Annotated in this window: 12 protein-coding genes; 2 read left to right on the top strand and 10 right to left on the bottom strand. The window is 73.9% G+C overall.

What is annotated here, in order from left to right:
* Nucleotides 1–76 precede the first annotated feature (76 nt).
* From JOD46_RS08900 to JOD46_RS08860, 9 genes are all read right to left on the bottom strand, one after another.
* Nucleotides 77–682 (bottom strand): hypothetical protein, encoded by a 606-nt coding sequence (locus JOD46_RS08900; RefSeq protein WP_204393487.1) that lies wholly within the window; start codon nucleotides 680–682, stop codon nucleotides 77–79.
* A 23-nt stretch (nucleotides 683–705) separates the two neighbouring features.
* Nucleotides 706–3,048, bottom strand: coding sequence for a transglutaminase TgpA family protein (locus JOD46_RS08895; RefSeq protein ID WP_204393485.1), 2,343 nt, complete (start codon nucleotides 3,046–3,048; stop codon nucleotides 706–708).
* The gene (locus JOD46_RS18925; protein ID WP_204393483.1) at nucleotides 3,045–4,367 is read right to left on the bottom strand and encodes a DUF58 domain-containing protein; all 1,323 of its coding nucleotides are present in this window, start codon (nucleotides 4,365–4,367) and stop codon (nucleotides 3,045–3,047) included. The genes JOD46_RS08895 and JOD46_RS18925 overlap by 4 nt, the downstream gene beginning before the upstream one ends.
* A complete protein-coding gene (locus tag JOD46_RS08885) occupies nucleotides 4,364–5,335 on the bottom strand; it encodes an AAA family ATPase (RefSeq protein WP_204393481.1) in 972 nt (323 codons plus the stop codon). The genes JOD46_RS18925 and JOD46_RS08885 overlap by 4 nt, the downstream gene beginning before the upstream one ends.
* 35 nt (nucleotides 5,336–5,370) lie before the next feature.
* The gene (locus tag JOD46_RS08880) at nucleotides 5,371–11,244 is read right to left on the bottom strand and encodes an Ig-like domain-containing protein (protein ID WP_204393479.1); all 5,874 of its coding nucleotides are present in this window, start codon (nucleotides 11,242–11,244) and stop codon (nucleotides 5,371–5,373) included.
* Entirely contained in the window at nucleotides 11,244–12,656 is a 1,413-nt protein-coding gene (locus tag JOD46_RS08875; RefSeq protein WP_204393477.1) for a serine/threonine-protein kinase, read from the bottom strand. Before JOD46_RS08875 ends, JOD46_RS08880 begins: the two co-directional genes overlap by 1 nt.
* Nucleotides 12,657–12,765: 109 nt before the next feature.
* A complete protein-coding gene (locus JOD46_RS08870; RefSeq protein WP_307834976.1) occupies nucleotides 12,766–13,587 on the bottom strand; it encodes a PP2C family protein-serine/threonine phosphatase in 822 nt (273 codons plus the stop codon).
* 7 nt (nucleotides 13,588–13,594) lie between these two features.
* Nucleotides 13,595–14,743 (bottom strand): FHA domain-containing protein, encoded by a 1,149-nt coding sequence (locus JOD46_RS08865; protein WP_204393475.1) that lies wholly within the window; start codon nucleotides 14,741–14,743, stop codon nucleotides 13,595–13,597.
* A gap of 33 nt (nucleotides 14,744–14,776) precedes the next feature.
* The gene (locus JOD46_RS08860; protein ID WP_204393473.1) at nucleotides 14,777–16,207 is read right to left on the bottom strand and encodes an aminobutyraldehyde dehydrogenase; all 1,431 of its coding nucleotides are present in this window, start codon (nucleotides 16,205–16,207) and stop codon (nucleotides 14,777–14,779) included.
* Nucleotides 16,208–16,407: 200 nt separating this feature from the next.
* Here JOD46_RS08860 and JOD46_RS08855 point away from each other — a divergent pair, with 200 nt between their 5' ends.
* Nucleotides 16,408–16,890 (top strand): Lrp/AsnC family transcriptional regulator, encoded by a 483-nt coding sequence (locus JOD46_RS08855; protein ID WP_204393471.1) that lies wholly within the window; start codon nucleotides 16,408–16,410, stop codon nucleotides 16,888–16,890.
* A gap of 28 nt (nucleotides 16,891–16,918) precedes the next feature.
* Nucleotides 16,919–18,391 (top strand): aspartate aminotransferase family protein, encoded by a 1,473-nt coding sequence (locus JOD46_RS08850; protein ID WP_204393469.1) that lies wholly within the window; start codon nucleotides 16,919–16,921, stop codon nucleotides 18,389–18,391.
* Between the two features lie 84 nt (nucleotides 18,392–18,475).
* Here the strand turns inward: JOD46_RS08850 and JOD46_RS08845 are convergent, their stop codons facing one another.
* Nucleotides 18,476–19,660: a DUF4192 family protein gene (locus tag JOD46_RS08845; protein ID WP_204393467.1), complete on the bottom strand. Its 1,185-nt coding sequence runs from the start codon at nucleotides 19,658–19,660 to the stop codon at nucleotides 18,476–18,478.
* Nucleotides 19,661–19,793 lie beyond the last annotated feature (133 nt).

Below are 19,793 nucleotides of genomic sequence, written 5' to 3'. Positions count from 1 at the left end.
ATGCACGGGGGACTCCGGCACGAGATGGTGGACTTCGGGCGGCCCGAGCCGGCTGTGGAGGACCGATGCCGAGGGGTCAGGCGACGGTGAAGGCCTGCTCGCCGATCTCGACCCGGCTCCCCCGCGGTGCGAGCACCCGCCTGCCGGGCTCGCAGCGCAGGCCGTCCTCGCCCGGGCGGCGCAGGACCGTGCCGTTGGACGAGAACCGGTCGGCGATCCAGAGCGCGCCCTCGTGCTCGCCGAACTCGACGTGGGTCTTCGAGACGGACAGGCCCCGGTCGACGATCTGCACGAGGTGGGTGAAGGCCTCCCCCGGCTGCGGCATCGGGCGTCGCCCGATGAGCCCCGTTCCCGACACGGTCACGACCTCCCCGGTCGTGAACGTCAGGACGAACCTCGGCGTCGCGTCCTCGCCGTGGGGCGGACCCGACGGAGCGCCTCCGGCGGTCGGTGCCGGAGGCTCGGCGATGGGCGCCTCGGCGATGAGCGGCTCGGCTGCGACCGGCTCGGCGATGGCCGCCTCGACGGGAGCGACCCCATCCAGCGGCACGCTGATGACCCCGCTCTCGGAGCGGTGCAGGACGTAGGTATCGCCGGGACGGGGATCGACCGGCCGGCGCGACTCGGGCGTCGCCGAGGTCGAGCTGCCGCACTCGCCGCAGAACATCGCGCCGTCGGGCAACGCTGCACCGCAGATCCGGCAGTTCACGTTCCGGCTCCCTTCCGCGAGCCAGCGTACCCTCCGAGCGACCCGAGCGAGACGGCGGCGCGAAGCCGTTCGCGCCACGACCGAGGTTCCGCGAGGCGCCGCTGGAGCTCGTCGACGGCCGTCCAGACGCGCTCGTCGTCGCCGGTGTCGGGTCCGTCGGGTGCGAACACCGCGCGGTCGACGACCGCGGCGAGCACGGCGGGGGCCAGTCCGCCCACGGTGGCGGCCTGCTCGGCGCGCGTCGCGGTCGGCAGGATCGGGTACCCGTAGTCCTTCGCGGTGTCGGTGAACTCCTGCCATCCGCCCTCGATGCGCTCCACCGGCGTGCCCGCACGGCGTCGGAGCCGACGGCGCCGCGCCTTGGCGACGACGATCGCGATGAAGGGGCTCGCGACCAATGCCACGACGGCCAGGACGATCCCCGCGATGCGGAGCGCGTCGAGGAGGGCGAGCAGCCATCCGTCGGCATCGTCCGGGTCGTCCGCGCCGGGGTCGGGTTCCGCGGCCAGGTCGTCCACGGGCGTGGGGTCGTCGGGCGGGGGCAGCGCGGACTGCGGACGCGACACGACCGTCGGCTCGTCCGGCTGCCGTTCCGGGATCTCGCGGCGCTCCGGGTTCGGGTCCACCTGGACCCAATCGCCCTGGTCGGACTGCACCTCGATCCAGGCCTGCAGATCGCCGCTGCGGAACACCCGCACGCCGCCGTCGCCGGGTTCGGCGTCGCGCGGCGGGAGGTAGCCCACCACGACGCGGGCCGGGAATCCGATGCTCCGGGCCATGAGCGCGGCCGCCACCGCGTACTGCTCGCCATCGCCCACCATGGGCTTGACGGTCGCGAACTCGGCCAGACGGTCCAGCGCGTGACCCGAGCGGCTGGGTTCCTCGTCCTCGAGCCCGTGGCTGACGTAGCCCTCGCGATGGAAGCCGGCGATCACGGCGGCGAGCCGTTCGCCCTGCGAGTCGGAGGCCGGCGCCCACTCGTCGAGGAGCCGGGCGAGCTCCTCGGGCAGGTCCGGCGCCTCGGGCAGCACGGCCCCGCCGGGGCTCAGCCCGGCGAGGTCGACCGGCTCGAGCGAGGCCACGGAATCGGCCGCGTAGCCGTCGCCGCGTTGCAGTCCGGAGCGCACCCCGCCCGTTCCGGTCACGTCGTTGTAGTAGAACTGCTCCGTCAGCGTGGAGCTCCGCGCCCCGCGGAACCGGATCTCCTCGAGCCGCCCCACCCCCGGGACCCAGACGTCGTCGTAGCCGAGCACCTCGACGTCGAGGCGGACGCCTTCGCCGGGGGTGGCCGACTGGTCGAGGCGGTACGGCAGGCGCACGAACTGGCCCGAGCCCGCGGCACCGTCCCCGCCGCCGACCGAGTACACGACGCCGTCGTACGTGTCGAGCGTCGCCACGCGGATGCCCGCGCCATCGGGCAGGCCCCGCACGCGGAGCATCTCGTCGGCGGCCGCCTGCGGGTCGAAGGCCGAGCGGAACCCGGCGAGCGGGGAGTCGTAGTCGTTCGGCTCGAACGGCGGCTGCAGCTCCGCGCGCACGACCTCGCGCGGTCCGGGCGGGACCGCCACGGCGGCGGCCGTCGCCCCCGCCAGTGCGACCGCCGTCAGCGCCGATGCCGCGACGATGCGGCGTGCGTCGATCAGGGCGGCGTCCACCGGGCGGTCGACCGCGGCCCGACGCCGTTCGGCGATGGCCACGCGGACGAGCCACGCGATCGCGGCGAGGAGGAAGGCGAGCCCGGCCTCGATCGCGAGGTCGTCGTGCACGACGCCGAGCGCGATGCCCGCGACGAGCACGACCGCGGGCGGGAGGATCGCGGCGGCCGCGTGACGCGTGCGGAGCGCGATGGTGACTGCGACGGCCCCGGCGACCAGGCCGAGCAGGAACGGCGGCACGAGCAGCGCCTGGTACGACCCGACCGGGACGGTGATGGTGACCAGCTGCTTCCACGAGAGGGCGGTGGCGGCCACGAGTTCGACGAGCCCCTCGGCGGTGGGCAGCGCGCCGAGGTAGGCGCGGGTGGGGACGGCGAACGGCACGCCGAGGACGAGGAAGGCGCCCACGACGCCGGACGCGACGGCCCACGACGGCCACGAGAACGCCGCGCCGAGCAGCCCGATCGCGCACCCGGCGAGGACCGCGACGACCGCCGCGACGACGAACGCCGGACTCTCGTAGATCGGCCACCACGGGATCATCGCCGCGAGGCACAGCACCGCGACCATGACCACCGAGAGCGCCACGGAGAGCGGGCTGCGACCGCGCAGGCCGTTCGGGCGGGTGCGCAGCATCCGCACCGTCGATCCCGGCGCGCGGCGCGGGTCCGGCGCGCCGCTCATGCGACCGACGCCGTCCGGGCGAGCATCGAGCGCAGGTCGTCGAGGTAGCCGATGTCGAACACCGACAGGCCGCCGACCGCGCGCCCAGCGGCCTCGCCCTCGTGCGTGCACCGCACCACGATGCCCTCGACGCCGAGCGGGAGGCGCGCGGCCGCCGCGCGCAGGTCGGGCAGGGCGCGAGCACCGCCGGTCACCACGAAGGCCAGCGACACGCCGGTCACCGACTCGGCCGCGGCGCGCACGGTCTCGGCGAGCCCGGTCGCCCGTTCGTCGGCCTCGACGAGGCACAGCGCGTCGAGCAGGCGATCGCGCGACGCCGTGGGCAGTTCGCGCATCGCGGCGCGTGTCGCTCCGCCGGCGGCGCGTGCCGGGGCGGAGGTGACGAAGCTGAGCGTGCGGGCGTCCCGGATGGCGCGTGCGCCGAGCGATGCGGCCGTGCTCACGGCCAGTTCGAAGTCGTCCGGGTCCTCGTAGCCGTCGCCGGCGAGGTCGAGCAGCACCATCAGGCGGCTGCGGCGGGTCTCCTCGAACTGGCGGACCATGAACGTGCCGGTCTTGGCCGAGCTGCGCCAGTGGATGAAGCGACGGTCGTCTCCCGGCTGGTACTCGCGCAGGGCGTGGAAGGCGATGTCGCTGACCGTGAGGTCGCGCGTCGGGCTGCCCTCGAGGTCGCGCAGGAAGCCGGTGGTCAGCGGTGACACGGCGATCGTGCGGGGGTGCACGTGCAGGGTGCGGACGTCGGACCAGACGATCTCGCGGCGCATCAGCCCGAGGGGGTCGGCGCGGACCGTCCGGACGGGGCCGACGGGCACGACGCCGCGCCGCTCCGTCGGGATCGCGACGCGCTCGTCGAAGGTTCCGCCGCGGGGCAGCGCGGGGATCATTCGCGTGAGCACCCGGGTGCCGACCGGCAGCTCGAGGCGCGCCGCCGCGAACCGCCGGCGACCGGCGTTGTGCGCGACGAGGCTCGCCTCGGCCGCCTCGCCGACCGCGACCCGGTCGACCGGGAGCGTGAGCTCGAGGCTGCCGGCGCCTCGTCCGGCGAGCCACGCCGATGCGAGCGCGACGAGGAACGCCAGACCCCACCCGATGACGACGAGCTCGCCCCATCCCCATCCGTAGCCGAGGATGAGGCTCGCCACGGCGCCCGCGACGACCCCCCAGCCGAGTGGCGTGACGACGGCGCGCACCGCCGAGGTCCATCGGTCGGCGACGGATGCCGCGGCCCGCCCGGCGACGACCGCGCGCGCGATGACGACCGCGAGCAGGCCCTCCTTGGCCGCCTCCTCGGGGATCGTCGATCGGGTCTGGAAGGTCACCCCGCCTGCCTCGCGGAGGGTGGCGGCGTCTCGATCAGCACCTGGGCGATCAGGTTGGAGGCGGTCACGCCGTCGAACTCCGCCTCGGGATCGAGGATCAGCCGATGCGCCAGCACGGGCTCGGCGAGCGCCTTGACATCGTCGGGCACCACGTAATGGCGGCCGCGGCCGGCCGCATGCGTCTTGGCCGCGCGCACGAGCGCGAGCGCGCCGCGCACGCTCACGCCGAGGCGCACCTCGCGCGCGGTGCGCGTGGCGTCGACGAGGCGCGAGACGTAGTCGTGGATGGTCGGATCGACGTAGACGGTGCGGGCCAGGCCGGCCATCTCGACGATCTCGTCGGCGCGCAGCCGCGGCTCGATCTGCTGGTCGTGGGCGCGCTGGTCGGTGCCCTCGAGGATGCGGATCGTCGACGCGTGGTCGGGGTAGCCGATCGAGGTGCGCATGAGGAACCGGTCGAGCTGCGCCTCGGGCAGCCGGTAGGTTCCGGCCTGTTCGACCGGGTTCTGGGTGGCGATGACCATGAACGGGCGGCCCACGGGGTGGCTCTGCCCGTCGACGGTGACCTGTCCCTCCTCCATGACCTCGAGCAGTGCCGACTGCGTCTTGGGGCTCGCGCGGTTGATCTCGTCGGCGAGCACGATGTTGGCGAACACCGGACCGGGATGGAACTCGAACGCGCCCGTGCGCTGGTCGTAGACGGAGACGCCCGTGATGTCGCCGGGCAGGAGGTCGGGCGTGAACTGCACGCGGTTGCTCGTGCCCGCCACCGACTGGGCCATGGCCCGGGCCAGGGAGGTCTTGCCGGTGCCCGGGACGTCCTCGAGCAGCAGGTGCCCCTCGCTGAGCAGCGCGGTGAAGGCGAGGCGGATGACGCGGTTCTTGCCGAGCAGCACCTCCTCGACGGCACCCACGAGCCGGTCGAGGTTCGCGGCGAATCGGGTCGCGTCCTCCGGAGTCATGGTCATGCGTGCTCCTCCCCCGGTGCCGTCTGGGCCCGTGCTCATCGCGACTCGAATCTCGCCGTCACGCCGGCTACCTCGACATCCAACCAGACCCGGTCGCCCGACTTGGCGCCCGGGATCTGGCACGAGGTCGCGGACTGCGCGGCCCGGCCGACGCGGTCGCCGTCGACGCCGCACCGGTAGGCCGCGGGCAGCCCGTTGTTCGCCGGGTCGGCCGTCCACGACCAGGTGGCCGTCGCGTCGTCGTACGCCCGGCCCGGCACTGCGAACGTCAGGGTCGGCGACTCCCCCGTCGGCATGGTCTCCGACCAGGGACCGCAGGAGCCCCAGACCGTGCAGGCGCGGACCTGGAACCGGGCGGTCTCGCCGAACGGCCGCGCCAGGAGCTGTCGCAGCCATCCGGAGCCGTTGAAGTCCTTGGGCGAGCCGATCCGCGCGCCGCCGGCGTCGATGGCGATGATCTGCAGGCGTCGGGTGCCCGCGTCGACGTTGTCGATGTAGCGGTCCCAGGTCTCGGCGTTCAGCCAGGCCATGTCGCTGCTGACGGCGCCGGTCGCGCCGGGCGCCGGGCGGACGACGGTGCTCGCGACATCCGTGTGGACGCAGCCCGCGCGGTTGAATCCCCAGACGATGAAGGAGTAGCGGGCCGATTCGGTGACGGTGCCCGAGAACTGCACGCTCGCGGCGTCCGGTCCGACGCGGACCACCTCGGCGACCGTCCCGCCGACGGACGGCGCGACGACCGTGCCGGGCGCCGGCGACGTGACCGAACAGGCTTGGGCGCCGGTCGGCACCGACGACTCGCCCTCGACGAGGCGCTCGACGAAGTAGCCCGCGACGGGATCGCCGTTGCCGTCGAACGGCGACCACGAGACGACGACCGAGCCCGCCGCGGCATCGGCGGAGACCGCGATGTCGCCGGCGAACGGCGCGCCGAAGGGCGTCCCGCTCGTGCGGGCGTCGGTCCACACGGCCAGTGCGGGGAACGCGCCGTTCCGGGCGCTCACGACGACCTCGACCGCGCTGCCGTTCGCCAGCTCCTGCGACTCCACGGAGCAGAGCGACGCGGTGCACGCGCGCGACGCGGGCACCTCGACGGGCGAGCCGGCGACCGTGACGACGTACGACTGGACGGGGCTGCCCGATCCGGTCGGCGAGGGCTGCCACTCCACGCGGAGGCGGCCGTCGAGGGGCAGGGCGACCAGGCCCGCCGGGGCCGGCGGGATCACGTCGGACCAGACCGGTCCGGCCAGCTTCACCGGGTCGGAGAGGCCGATGCCGTTGCGCGCCTGGATGCGGACCTCGACGGCGGCGCCGGGCCCGTTGCCGGGCGTCGGGACGGTGCACGTCGTCGCGGCGCAGTCGGTCGCGCCCACCTCCTCGCCGCTCGAGGCGTCGAGCAGCGAGATGCGGTAGCCCTCGATCGGCGAGTTGTTCGCCGCGCCGGCGGCGAAGGCGACGTCGACCGCGCCGTCGCGGAAGGCCGTCATCCGGGCGTCGGCGACCGGGTCGGGACGGTCCTGGACCGAGATGGTCACCGAGCCCCACGCGTAGCGGCTGGGGTCGCCGGTGGCATCCGCGACCTGGTACTGGACGGTGGTGTTCACGGGCTGGGCGCCGGCGGAGACGGTCACCGCGAGCTGCGACCGGTCGGCGCTCGGGACGATCGACACGCCCGCGGGCAGGCTCCCGGCATCGAGGCCGCGCACGCCCACGACTCGCAGCGGGGTGCCGGGGAACGGGTTGCCCGCGGCGTCGTTGGCGAGCACGTCCACGGTCGTGGTCCGGCCGCGCGGCGCGACCGCGACATCCGGTGCGGGCTGCGCGATCGGGCGGGTCGACGGGACGACCCGGAGTTCGATCCGCCCCGGCACGCCCTCGACGTCGCCGGCGACGACGCCGATCGTGACCGACGCTCGCGTGCCCTGCGGGGTGGACTCGGCCGTGCGCACGCGCAGCTCGTCGCCGTCGAGGACGACCTCGAACCCGTCGGGCACCTCGCCGACCACGCGGAACCGCAGGTCGGGCCCGCCCTCGTCGGGACGGCTGGTCAGCCGCTCGAGGTCGATCGCGCGGGACTGCCCGGGCTCGAAGTCGATGACGCCCCCGGTGAACGTCGGGGGCTGGCCCGGCTCCGGGCGTACGTCGATCGGGATGACGATGGTGCCCGTGCGGGCCTCGGGATCGTCGGGCGACTCGCCGTCCGTGACGGTGAACGAGATCGATGCGGGACCGAAGTAGCCCTCCTCGCTGCGGTACCGGATGGTGTCCTCGTCGACCACGAGGTCGCTCCCGTCGGCGTGCGACGCGCGGACGGTCGCCGCATCCGTCAGCCGCACCGGCCGGCCCGATGCCGCCACCACGTAGTCCGCCAGGTCGAGCACGACCTCCTCGCCGGTCGTCACCCGCACCTCGGGCGCATCGCGGCGCAGTTGCGGCAGGGCGTCGTCGCGCCCCGGGACCCAGATGAACGCGAACGTGCGCACCTGCGGATCGTCGGGGTGCCCGACCGAGAACGGCACGATGCGGCGGCGGTCCTGCACCTCGACCGAGACCGACCCGTCGCCCATGACGCGGGCGCCGTCGTCGTAGCCGTCGACGAGCCCGACGTCCGCCTCGCGCGCGTCGGCGTCGGCGATGAAGACGCCGTCGAGCACGTCGACGTCGACGCGTTCCTCGTCGAGGACGTCGCTGAGGCTCAGCACGACGTCGGCGGCCTCGGGGCGGGCGAGCGGGGCCTCGGGGTCGGCGACCACGCGGAGGAACGCCGAGGCGGTGCCGAGCCGGGTGTTCTCGATCGTGTAGATGAACCCGAACTCGCCGGCCCGATCGGGCACGCGGACGACGACGACCTGCCCGTCGACCTCCGCGCTCACGCCGTCGGAGACCGGTTCGACGCTCTCGAGCGTGAGCGCCGAGCCGTCGGGGTCGGAGTCGTTCTCGAGCACGCGCACCGCGAGGGTCCGTCCCGGTCGCACGGTGACGACGTCCTCGACCGCGACCGGAAGGCGCGCGCCGTCCGCGCCGGGCGCGACGCCGACCCGCACCGTCCCGGTGGCGCGAGCGCCGAGCGCGTCGACCACGGCGTAGGAGAAGGTGTCGGTGCCCGCCGAGTAGTCGCCGGCCTGGTACTCGAGCCAGTCGGCTCCGCGCGCGACGACCGAGCCGCGCTCGGGGTTGGACTCCTGGCCGAGCAGCTGCACGGAGTCGCCGTCGGGGTCGGTGCCGCCGAGCGGGATGGGGATGCGCACGGTGTCGCCCGAGAGCACGCGCGCGGTCGCCGTGCGCGGAACCGGCGGGGCGTTCGTCGCGACGTCGGCCTCGCGCACGGCGATGCGCACCGTCGCGGTCGCGAACTGGCCGTCCGGCCCCTCGACGCGGTACACGGCCTCGAACTCGCCCGGCTGCTCCGGCGCCTGGTAGCGGAGGCGATCGCCCGACGGGAAGAGCAGGCCCGCTGCCGGCGCCTCGACGAGCTCGGCCGCGAGCGTCAGCGGGTCGCCGTCGGGATGGCTGTCGTTGTCGAGCACCGGGATGTCGATGACATCGCCCGTGCGCGCCGAGGCGCTGTCGGCCACGGCCACCGGCGGCTGGTGCTGGTCGGGCTCGGGCACCTCGACCACCGTGACCTCGCCCTCGGCGTCGCCCAGCCCGTTGCTCACGCGGTAGCCGAACGTGGCCGAGCCAGTCTCGAGGGGCTTCGTGAGCGTCACGCGCAGCACCCGGTGCTCGACGATCTCGACCCGGACGCCCGAGTCGTCGGGCTCCGAACCCGTCTCGGTGATCACGAGCACGCCGCCGGTCGGGTCGATGTCGGTGGCGAGCACGTCGACCTCGGTCGGATGGCCCGCCCGCAGGAACGCCGTGTGCGGCACCGTGATGGGCGTCGTGTCGCGCTCGGGGGGCGCCGAGACCTCGACGCGCACGCGGCCGGTCGCGGTCTGGGCGCCGTCGGTCACCGTGTACTCCAGGTAATGCGTGCGCACGGCCTCGCCCACGAACCGGAAGGTGCCGCCGTCGAAGTCGGGCGTGATGCGCGCCTCGGGCTTCGCGGGCACGGCCGTCAGCCGGGCCTCGCCGGAGCCGCCCCGGACGTGCCGGAGCGGCTCGAGCGCGATCTCCTCGCCGACGGTCGCGAGCGCGACGAACGCGTCGGCCACGAGCGGCGCCTCGCCGGGCGCGCGAACCGACACCGTCAGGAGGCCGGCGCCGTCGTCGCGACCGTCGGAGACGACGAGCGACACCGGCCGCTCCGCGCCCTCGCCCCCGCGCTCGTCGAACACCACGATGCCGTCGGCGGTCGAGGTGACGGTGTCCGGCTCGTCCACGCCGGCGGAGCGAAGGAACACGGGGTCCCCGTCGGGATCGACCCACTCCCCGAGCACGGGCACCGAGACGCGCCCCTTCACCTCGACGACCGAGCGCGCAGCGCGCACCTGCTGGGGCGGGGAGTTCTCCTCGGGCGCGCGGACCGTCACCGAGACGACCGCCTGGGCGGTGCCGCCGCGGCCGTCGTCGATGGTGTAGCGGACCGCGAACGCACCCGTCGCGTCGTCCGGGAGCGTGAGCTGCACCTGCTGGCGATTCGCGACGAGGTCGACGTCGGCCTCGGCCGGCAGGTCGCCGTCGACCGCCGAGACCACGAGCACGTCGCCGTTGGCGTCGTAGTCGTTCAGCAGCACGGGCAGGAGGGTCGCCCGTCCGGGCCTGGCGCCGAACTCGTCGTCGACCGCGACGGGGGCGACCTGGCTCTTCTCGATGGTCGGCGGCGTATCGGGGTCGTTCTGCTCGACGGTCTGGTCGTCGCGCTCGATCGCGAGGAGGTCGGCCCAGTTGTCGATGAGACCGTAGTCCTCCGAGGCGGCCCAGCTGCGCCCGGTGCGCCGGTCGTTGAGCACCACCGCGTCGCCGTTGGCGAGGAACGCGAGGGCCGCTCCGCGCACCCACTGCGCGAGCTCGTGCGATTCGCCGGCATCGCCGCCGCATGCCCGCCACGCCGTGCCATCCCCCCACGCCGCGTGCAGGCAGCCGTCGTGCCGCACCGGGACGGCCGGCGTACCGGAGGCGTCGCGGAAGCGCACGATCGGGTCGGACCCGTCGAGCGGCACCTCGACCAGGCCGGACCGGGTCGCGACGGCCACCCGGTCTCCGTCGGCGGACGCCTGCTGGAGCACCGCCGAACCCGGGTCGCCGACGAGACCGGCGAGCTCGACCGTGCGTCCCTCGAGGCGCAGCACGCCGGCGCGCCGGTCGAGCACCGCCCAGCGGCCGCCGACCGAGGTGACCTGCGCCTCGGCGCCGTCGTCGAGCGGCTCGAGCTGCCAGGTCCCGGCGAGCGAGTCGGGGTCGGATGCCGACGCGCGCGAGACCACGCCGGTCGTCGGCGTGAACGCGAAGATCCGGCCGGACTCGTCGACCGAGACCACCGAGCCCGTGCCGAAGGACAGGGCGGGATCCTCATCGCTGTCGAAGTCGGCGAATTCCGCGACCGGCTGCACCCACAGCCCGCCGTCCGAGGTGACCACGACGCGGTCGCCCGCGAGCGCGACGGCGGGCTCTTCGGGCGGCATCGCGACGGTGTCGACCACGGTCGAGGTCGCGGGGTCGACGATCCCGACGCTCGCGCGCCCGCGGTCGAGCACGAGCACCGTGCCGCCCTGCTGCACGACCTCGGCGCGCGTGCCGCCGGTCTCGACGACCGAGTTCAGTTCGAGCACCGCGGTGTTCGCGCGGCCGACCGACTGCCGCCCGTCGTTGGCGACCCAGACGGCGGCGTCGCCGAGGTCGACCCGCTGCGCGGTGTACCCGCCGGATGCCACGGCGACGCCGGTCACGAGGCCGACGACGGCGACGATCGACGCGCCGGTGATCAGCGCGGACCGGCGGCGGCGCCAGAGCGACCGGACGTCCATCACCGCGCCTCGACCTCTTCGCAGCGCTCGGCGCTCGGCCGGCCCGACTTGCCCTCGCGCGCCACGGTGACGGTCGCGCACATCCGCGCGGCGCCGTCGGTCGGCACGGACAGGCTCGACTCGCGTTGCGGCGGCCACTCGCGGCCGTCGACGGTCACGACGTAGGTGTCGCCCTGTCGCAGGCCGGCCGGGTCGTCCCACTCGAAGACCACGGCGTCGCCGTCGGAGACCGCCTCGACGTCCGAGACGACCGGGATGGCGCCCGCCCCGCGCACGACCGTGAGCAGCCCGGCGACCACCAGCGCGACGAACACGGCGGCCGCCACGCCGACGCCGATGAGCAGGCGACGGGTCGTGGGCGGCGCTCCGCGCCCGCGGCCCGAGGCCGAGCCGCGCGAGTGCGGGTCGGCCGTCGCGGTCGAGGCGCCGGGCGCGAGGCCCGCACGGCGCCGGCGTCGACGCGAGGACGGGGTCCCGACCGTCGATCCCGCCCCGATGCGCGTGCGCTCGTCGAGGTCGACGGCGGTCGCGATGGCCCAGTCGTCCATCGCCACCTCGAGCGGGGTCTGCGGCAGCGCGAGCTCCTCCTCGACCGCCTGCAGGTCCCGGATGAACTCGAGCGCACTGGCCTGCCGCGCCGACGGACGCTTCGACATGGCGCGCGCGAGCACCGCCTCGAGGCTCGCCGGCACGTCGGCGCGGCCGGTCGCCGGCACGCGCGCCTTCTCGATGCGCCCGACGAGCGCCATCGTGCCGTTGTCACCGCCGGGCACCTCGAAGGGACTGCGTCCGGCCAGCAGCGAGTAGACGGTGGCGCCGAGCGACCACACCTCGCTCGCCACGGTGCCCGCGACCTCGTCGAGCAGCACCTCGGGCGCCGACCACGGCACCGACAGCCCGACCGCCTCGCTGGACTCGGCCTGCCCCAGGGTCGAGGCGATCCCGAAGTCGGAGAGCACGGGGTGCCCGTAGGCGGTCGTCAGGATGTTGGAGGGCTTGATGTCGCGGTGCAGCACGCCCTGGCGGTGCGCGGTCTCGACCGCGCTCGCGATGCGCACGCCGATCGAGAGCACCTCGGCGATGGGCAGCTGCACGGCGCGGTAACGCTGCCCGAGCGTCGCCGAGCAGTACTCCATGACGAGGTACGGGCGGCCGTCGGCCGCGACGCTCGCCTGATACACGGTCAGGATCGACGGATGGCTCGACAGCTGCGCCATGAGGTTCGCCTCGGCCTGGAACATCTGCCGGACCTCGTCGTTGACCACCTCGGCCAGCAGCACCTTGACCGCGACCAGCCGGCGGGGCATGTTCTGCTCGTAGAGGAACACGTCGGCGAATCCGCCCGATCCGAGCACGCGGATGAACGAGAAGCCGGGCAGGTTCGGCGGCGTTGACGGCAGTCGCCTCGACACGTTCCTCCCAGCGTCCTCGTGGTGCGGCGCACCGCTCGGGTCCCGGTGGCGCCGGGTGCATCGCCCCCAATTGTAGGGTCGCCGGATGCCGCGCACACCGGCGGCGCGATCACGCTTCGGCGGCGTCCGCTCGTCCGGGACGGACGACGCGGAGCACGTCGACGACCACGACGGTCACGTTGTCGCGGCCGCCGTTGCCCACGGCCGCCTCCACGAGCTGCCGGACCGCCTGCTCGGGCCTGCGGCCGGAGATGAGGAAGTGCCGGATGCCGTATGAGGTCAGCTCCTTGGTGAGGCCGTCGGAGCACACGAGCAGGCGCATCCCCTCCTCGAGCGCGATCGCCCGGTAGTCGGGGATCGGCGCCTCGTGGAACCCCACCGCGCGCGTGATCACGTTCGAGTGGGGGTGGGTGTCGGCCTCCTCGCGCGTGATCTGGCCGGCGTCGACGAGCTCCTGCACGATCGAGTGGTCGACGGTGAGCTGCTCGAGCACCCCACCCACCAGGCGGTAGACGCGCGAGTCGCCGATGTTGAAGACGATCCAGGCGGGTTCGTCGCCGATCACGCCGAGCGCCACACCGGTGACGGTCGTGCCGCTGCCCTCATCGGTCACGCCGGCGCCGCGGCCCATGTCCTGCACGGCCAGCCGGAGCGCCGAGTCGATGTCGGCCGTGCCGATCGCGGGCTTGCCGCCGTGCTCCGCGAGCCGGGTGACGACGGCAGCGCTCGCGAAGTCGCCCGCGGCGTGGCCGCCCATGCCGTCGGCGACGGCGAACAGCGGCGCCTGGGCCACGAAGCTGTCTTCGTTGACCGCACGTCGCAGCCCCGTGTCGGTGGCCGCGGCCCACGAGAGCGTGACCTCGGTGCCGTCCGGCAGGTCCACGCGGTGCCGGCTGTTGCCGTTGCCGATCTGCGTCACCTGGTCCCCCACTGTCCGGTCATGCGTCGACGCCTCCGAGGGCGGGGAGGATCTCGACGATCGTATCCCCTCCGAGTTGCAGCGTCGTCCCGGGCGTGACGACGATGGACTCCCCCGGGCGCAGGCGGCGCACGCCCGCGGCCGAGCGCACGACGGTGCCGTTCGTCGAGCGCAGGTCCGTCGCGACGAGGCGACGGCCTTCGACGCGCAGCTCGAGGTGGGTCGATGAGACGACGCCGGCCGGCGACCCGACGCGGACGAGCGTCACCGGGCCCGGGGTCACGCGCGGTGCGCTCGGGTTCCGCCCGACGTAGACGGGCTCCGCGATCGGCCGAGGCTCGCCTCCGTCGACGCGGAAGCGCACGGCGTCGCGGAGCGCGGCGCCCGAACGGCGCGACGGCCCGTCCGTCGCGGGACGGGCGGCGCCGCCGGGGTCGTAGCCGGCGATCGCCGAGCCCGCGCCATCCGCTCGCAGCGCCGCCGACAGGACGGTGTCGGCGTCGGCGGCATCGCCCCGGGTGTACCGGATGGTGTCGCCGACGACGACGTCGATGGGCACGGTGGCAGGACCTGACCCCGGCCGCGCGTCGGCGGCACCCGGGCGCGGCCCGCCCGACGGCGGATGCGCGTCGAGCACGGTGTCGGCGTCGGGGTCGCCCGCGACCGGCCCCGGACCGGACGGCATCTCGCGCCACGACCACTCGACGGCGGCGGTGCGGAACGACGCGCGGCGCGACGGCACCGCATCGCCGCGGAGCCCCGCCTGGCGCACCGCCTCGAGCGAGGACGCCGACCCGGCGATGCGCAGGCGCGTCACCGCGGTGAACTCGGCGAGGTGCCACGGGCTGATGCCGCGCGAGTCGAACCGGCGGGCGCCGCCGGGCGACGCGAGGTCGATCACCGCGTCGCCGCGGACGATCGCGGTGACCGGATCGCCCGACTCCGGCCACCACACGAGTGCGAAGTCGTCGGCGCCCTGCGGTCCGATGGGGATGCGCGCGACGAGATCCTCGAGTTCGAGCGCGTCCGTCGCGGCCGCCTCCGCCAGCGCGGTCAGCACGCGGTCGCGGGCCGGCGCGGCGACGGCGGCGATGAAGCGCTCGCCGACGACGGCGTCCCACTGCGGCGCATCCGGTTCGACCCTGCTGCGCACCGCTCCGACCACCATGCCGTCCAGTCTGGCACCACCGCAGGCGCAGGGTCAGCCGAGGGAGCTCATGACGTGCTTGATCCGGGTGTAGTCCTCGAATCCGTACTGCGAGAGGTCCTTGCCGTATCCCGAGTGCTTGAACCCGCCGTGCGGCATGTCCGAGACGAACGGGATGTGCGTGTTGATCCAGACGCAGCCGAAGTCGAGGTGCTTCGCGAACCGCATCGCGCGGCCGTGGTCGCGGGTCCACACGGATGCGGCGAGGGCGTAGTCGACGCCGTTCGCCATCGCGAGCGCCTCGCCCTCCTCGCGGAAGGACTGCACCGTGAGGACGGGCCCGAAGATCTCGCGCTGCACGGCCTCGTCGTCCTGGCGGAGGCCCGTGACCACGGTGGCCTCCCAGAAGTAGCCGCGGTCGCCCTGCCGGCGACCGCCCGTGGCGATCTCGGCGTGGTCGGGGAGCCGGTCGATCACGCCCGACACGTTCGCGAGCTGGGTCGCGTTGTTCAGCGGACCGTAGAAGACGCCCTCCTCGCGGGGTGCACCGGTCCGGGCGTTCGCGCGGGCCGCCTCGACGAGCGCGCCGACGAGCTCGTCGTGCACCGACTCGTGCACGAGCACGCGCGTGGCGGCCGTGCAGTCCTGGCCGGCGTTGAAGTAGGCCGCGGAGACGATGCCCTCCGCCGCTGCGGCGAGGTCCACGTCGTCGAAGACGATCGCGGGCGCCTTGCCGCCGAGCTCGAGGTGCACGCGCTTGAGGTCGGCGGCCGCGGCGCGCGCGACCTCCATGCCCGCGCGGACCGAGCCGGTGATGGCCACCATCTGCGGCGTCGCGTGCTGCAGGAGCGCCGCACCGGTCGCGCGATCGCCCGTGACGACGTTGAGGACGCCCGCCGGCAGGAACTCGGCGGCGACCTCGGCGAGCTTCAGCGTCGAGAGCGGCGTCGTGTCGGAGGGCTTGAGCACCACGGTGTTGCCGGCCGCGATCGCCGGGGCCACCTTCCAGACGGCCATGTTGAGCGGGTAGTTCCAGGGGGCGACCTGACCGATGACGCCGATCGGCTCGCGCCGCACGAACGAGGTGTGCCCGGCGAGGTACTCACCGGCCGAGCGGCCCTCGAGGTTGCGCGCGGCGCCCGCGAAGAAGCGGAGCTGGTCGACGGACTGGAGGATCTCGTCGGCGACGAGGCTCGCTCGCGGCTTCCCGGTGTCCTGCGATTCGAGGTCGGCGAACTCCTCGGCCCGTTCCTCCATCGCGTCGGCGATGCGGAAGAGCGCGAGCTGGCGCTCGGCGGGCGTGGTCTGCCCCCACGACGCGAAGGCGGTCGCGGCGGCGGCATAGGCGTCGTCGATGTCGGCCGCGGTCGAGATGGGTTCACGACCGTAGACCTCCTCGGTGGCGGGGTCGACGAGGTCGATCGCCTCGTCGCCGCGAGCGTCGACGAAGCGGCCGTCGATGAAGTTGCGCAGGGTCTCGGTCACGGTGCTCCTCGGAGGTCGGGGGGATGCCGCGGCTCGCGACGAACGGTCGGCGCGGCGGGGCGGCACGCGGCACAGGTGGCGACCATGGTCGCACAGCCTGCACCGCAACGGAAGGCCTTCACGATGGAATCCGTTGCGATTCGGCTGCGAATCGACGGAATCACTTGTCTTTGTGGTAGCCGACTGTCATGATCGAGCGCATGACGAACGCTTCCCGTCCGGCGAACCACCGGCCGGTGCAACTCGACGACGTCTCCAAGGCGATCATCGAGCAGCTCCAGGCCGACGGGCGCCGCTCGTACGCCGACATCGGCAAGGCGGTCGGCCTCAGCGAGGCGGCCGTGCGCCAGCGCGTGCAGCGCCTCACCGAGGCGGGCGTCATGCAGATCGTGGCCGTGACCGATCCGATGCAGCTCGGGTTCACGCGCCAGGCGATGATCGGCATCCGTGCCACGGGCGACACCCGGGTGCTCGCGGAGGAGCTCGCGAACATCCCGGAGATCGACTACGTGGTGCTCACCGCCGGCAGCTTCGACCTCATGGCCGAAGTCGTGTGCGAGAACGACGAGCAGCTCATCACGCTGCTCAACTCGCGCATCCGCGCGCTCGCGGGCGTGCAGACCACCGAGACGTTCGTCTACCTGAAGCTGCAGAAGCAGTTCTACAACTGGGGCACCCGCTGATCGCGGGCCGCCCGGAAGGAGATCCCCCATGACCACCCTCGACGCAGCGCCGGGCCTCGGCACGGCCGGCTTCGACGACGCCGCCCTGCAGCAGAAGGCGAAGGACCACCTCTGGATGCACTTCGCGCGGCAGTCCACGATGGAGGAGCACGGCGTCCCGATCATCACCCGCGGTCAGGGACACCACATCTACGACATCCACGGGCGGGAGTACTTCGACGGCCTGTCGGGGCTCTTCGTGGTCAACGCCGGTCACGGCCGCCGCCGCCTCGCCGAGGTCGCGGCCAAGCAGGCCGAGGAGCTGGCCTTCTTCCCGATCTGGTCGTACGCGCACCCCGCGGCGATCGAGCTCGCCGACCGCCTGGCCGGCTACGCGCCCGGCGACCTGAACCGCGTGTTCTTCTCGACGGGCGGCGGCGAGGCGGTCGAGACCGCCTTCAAGCTCGCCAAGTACTACTGGAAGCTCAAGGGCCAGCCCACGAAGCACAAGGTCATCTCGCGCGCGGTGGCCTACCACGGCACCCCGCAGGGCGCGCTGGCCATCACGGGCATCCCGGCCATGAAGCAGATGTTCGAGCCGCTCACCCCCGGCGGGTTCCGCGTGCCGAACACCAACTTCTACCGTGCCGCCGACGTCGGCGCGCCGGCCGACGACCTCGAGGCGTTCGGCCTCTGGGCGGCGAACCGGATCGAGGAGATGATCCTGTTCGAGGGCCCCGAGACGGTCGCCGCGGTCTTCCTCGAGCCGGTGCAGAACTCGGGCGGCTGCTTCCCGCCCCCTCCCGGCTACTTCCAGCGCGTGCGCGAGATCTGCGACCAGTACGACGTGCTGCTCGTCTCCGACGAGGTGATCTGCGCCTTCGGCCGCATCGGCCACATGTTCGCGTGCGACGCCTACGGCTACGTGCCCGACATGATCACCTGCGCGAAGGGCATGACCTCGGGCTACTCCCCCATCGGCGCCACGATCATCTCCGAGAAGATCTACGAGCCGTTCAAGACGGGGACGACGTCGTTCTACCACGGGTACACGTTCGGCGGGCACCCCGTCTCGGCGGCCGTCGCGCTCGAGAACCTGAACATCTTCGAGGAGGAGGGCCTGAACGAGCGGGTCCGCGAGAACTCGCCGCTGTTCCGTGCCGAGCTCGAGAAGCTGCTCGACATCCCGATCGTGGGCGACGTCCGCGGCGACGGGTACTTCTTCGGCATCGAGCTGGTGAAGGACCGGGCGACCCGCGAGACCTTCAATGACGAGGAGTCCGAGGAGCTGCTTCGCGGCTTCCTCTCGAAGGCGCTGTTCGACGCGGGCCTGTACTGCCGCGCCGACGACCGCGGCGACCCCGTCATCCAGCTCGCGCCGCCGCTGACGATCGGCGTGCCGGAGTTCCAGGAGATCGAGCAGATCCTGCGCGGCGTGCTCACCGAGGCCGCCGACCGTGCGTCGCGCTTCACGGGTCACCGTCACGGCGGCGAGCACCTGCTGGTGCCCGCGCGCGTCTGACCCGACGCTGCTCCGCCCGGCCGGGGCGGGATGTCGCATCCGACGTCCCGTCCCGGCCGTCGTCGTTCGCCGTCGCGTCCGAGATCATCGGACGGACGGGCCGAACGCCCAGTCGGGCAGGGCGCCCGAGCCCACGTACGCGTGCAGGAGCCCGGCCATGGTGTGCCGGGGATCGGCGTGGAGCGCGCGCTCGATGAGCGCCCCGGCCGACGAGCCCCGGCCGACGGCCCAGGCGAGCCATCCGAGCACGCACAGCGCTCCGGCCCGGTCGGGGTCGGGTGCGTTGGCGACGGCGACCGCGAGCGTCTCGATCGCGCGCTCGACCCGGCCGACATCGGGCCGCGCTTCCGCACGGCCCATGAGGAGCCGCGCGAGGAACTCATCCGTCGTCTCCGCGCCCTCCTCGTCGGTCGGCTCCGTTTCGCCGGCGCCCGTACCCCGGTCGACCGCCCGCCCGCCGGCTTCGAAGGCGAGCTCGCCGACCACGGCGCCGAAGGCCACCTGCAGCATGAGCGCATCGCGGAACGGCGGGCACGCGGCGAGGTGCACGAGCCAGGCGAGCATCTCGGGACGCCGGCCGGCGTCGCCCCTCGCGAGCAGCTCCGCGGCGACGAACGGGTCGAGCGCATCCCCGATGACCGGGTCGAGCGCGGCGAGCGCCTCCATCGAGGGCGCGGCCTCGCCGCCGCCGTCGTCGCCCTCGTGCGGTTCGGGCGCCGCTGGCCGGAGACTCGCCAGCACGTCGGCGATCCGTGCGGCGAGCGCGGGATCGGCCGGCGGGATCCGCACGAGCGCAGCGGGTGAGTCGGCCGGGTCGCGCAGGGCCTCCGGATGCCGCGCGACCGTGCTCTCCTCGATGAGGGCGAGGGCTCGTCCGCCCGGCGGCAGCGCGTCGTCGAGCAGGGAACCCCAGCCGTCGGCGGCGACGCAGAGGGCGTCGCGCACCAGGAAGCCGGCGTCCTCGGCACGACGCACGACGTCGGCCAGGAGCTCGCGTTCCGGCATGCCGTGGTCGGCGAAGGCGGCGTCGGCGTACACGATCGGCACCACGGCGTCGGCTCGCGACATGCGGCACAGGGTGCCGACGACGGCCGCGACGACGGCCTCGCGACCGGGCGCATCGGTCGGGAGGTCATGCCGGAGGACGCCCGCGGTGCGGTTGCCCTCGAACGCCACGCACAGCAGCGACCGGGAGGGCTGATACCCGACGAGTGTGGGCACGAGGGCCAGGAAGTCGTGCGCCGCATGGGCGCGGATGATTGTCGTCATGCCGGCAGCCTGACGGTCGCCGTGCACGTCCCGGCCCGCCGTGCTGCGTTCGGGGAACTCGGTCGCCGGTGGGCGGATGTTGGGGAGCAGTCTCGCCACTCGTCCTCTACAGCCGCGCTCTCGCGCCGACATT

Origin of the sequence: Agromyces aurantiacus (genome assembly GCF_016907355.1) — a bacterium.
GTDB lineage: Bacteria > Actinomycetota > Actinomycetes > Actinomycetales > Microbacteriaceae > Agromyces > Agromyces aurantiacus.
The sequence above is the reverse complement of the archived record's forward strand: the minus strand, read 5'-3'. Positions and strand labels throughout refer to the sequence as shown.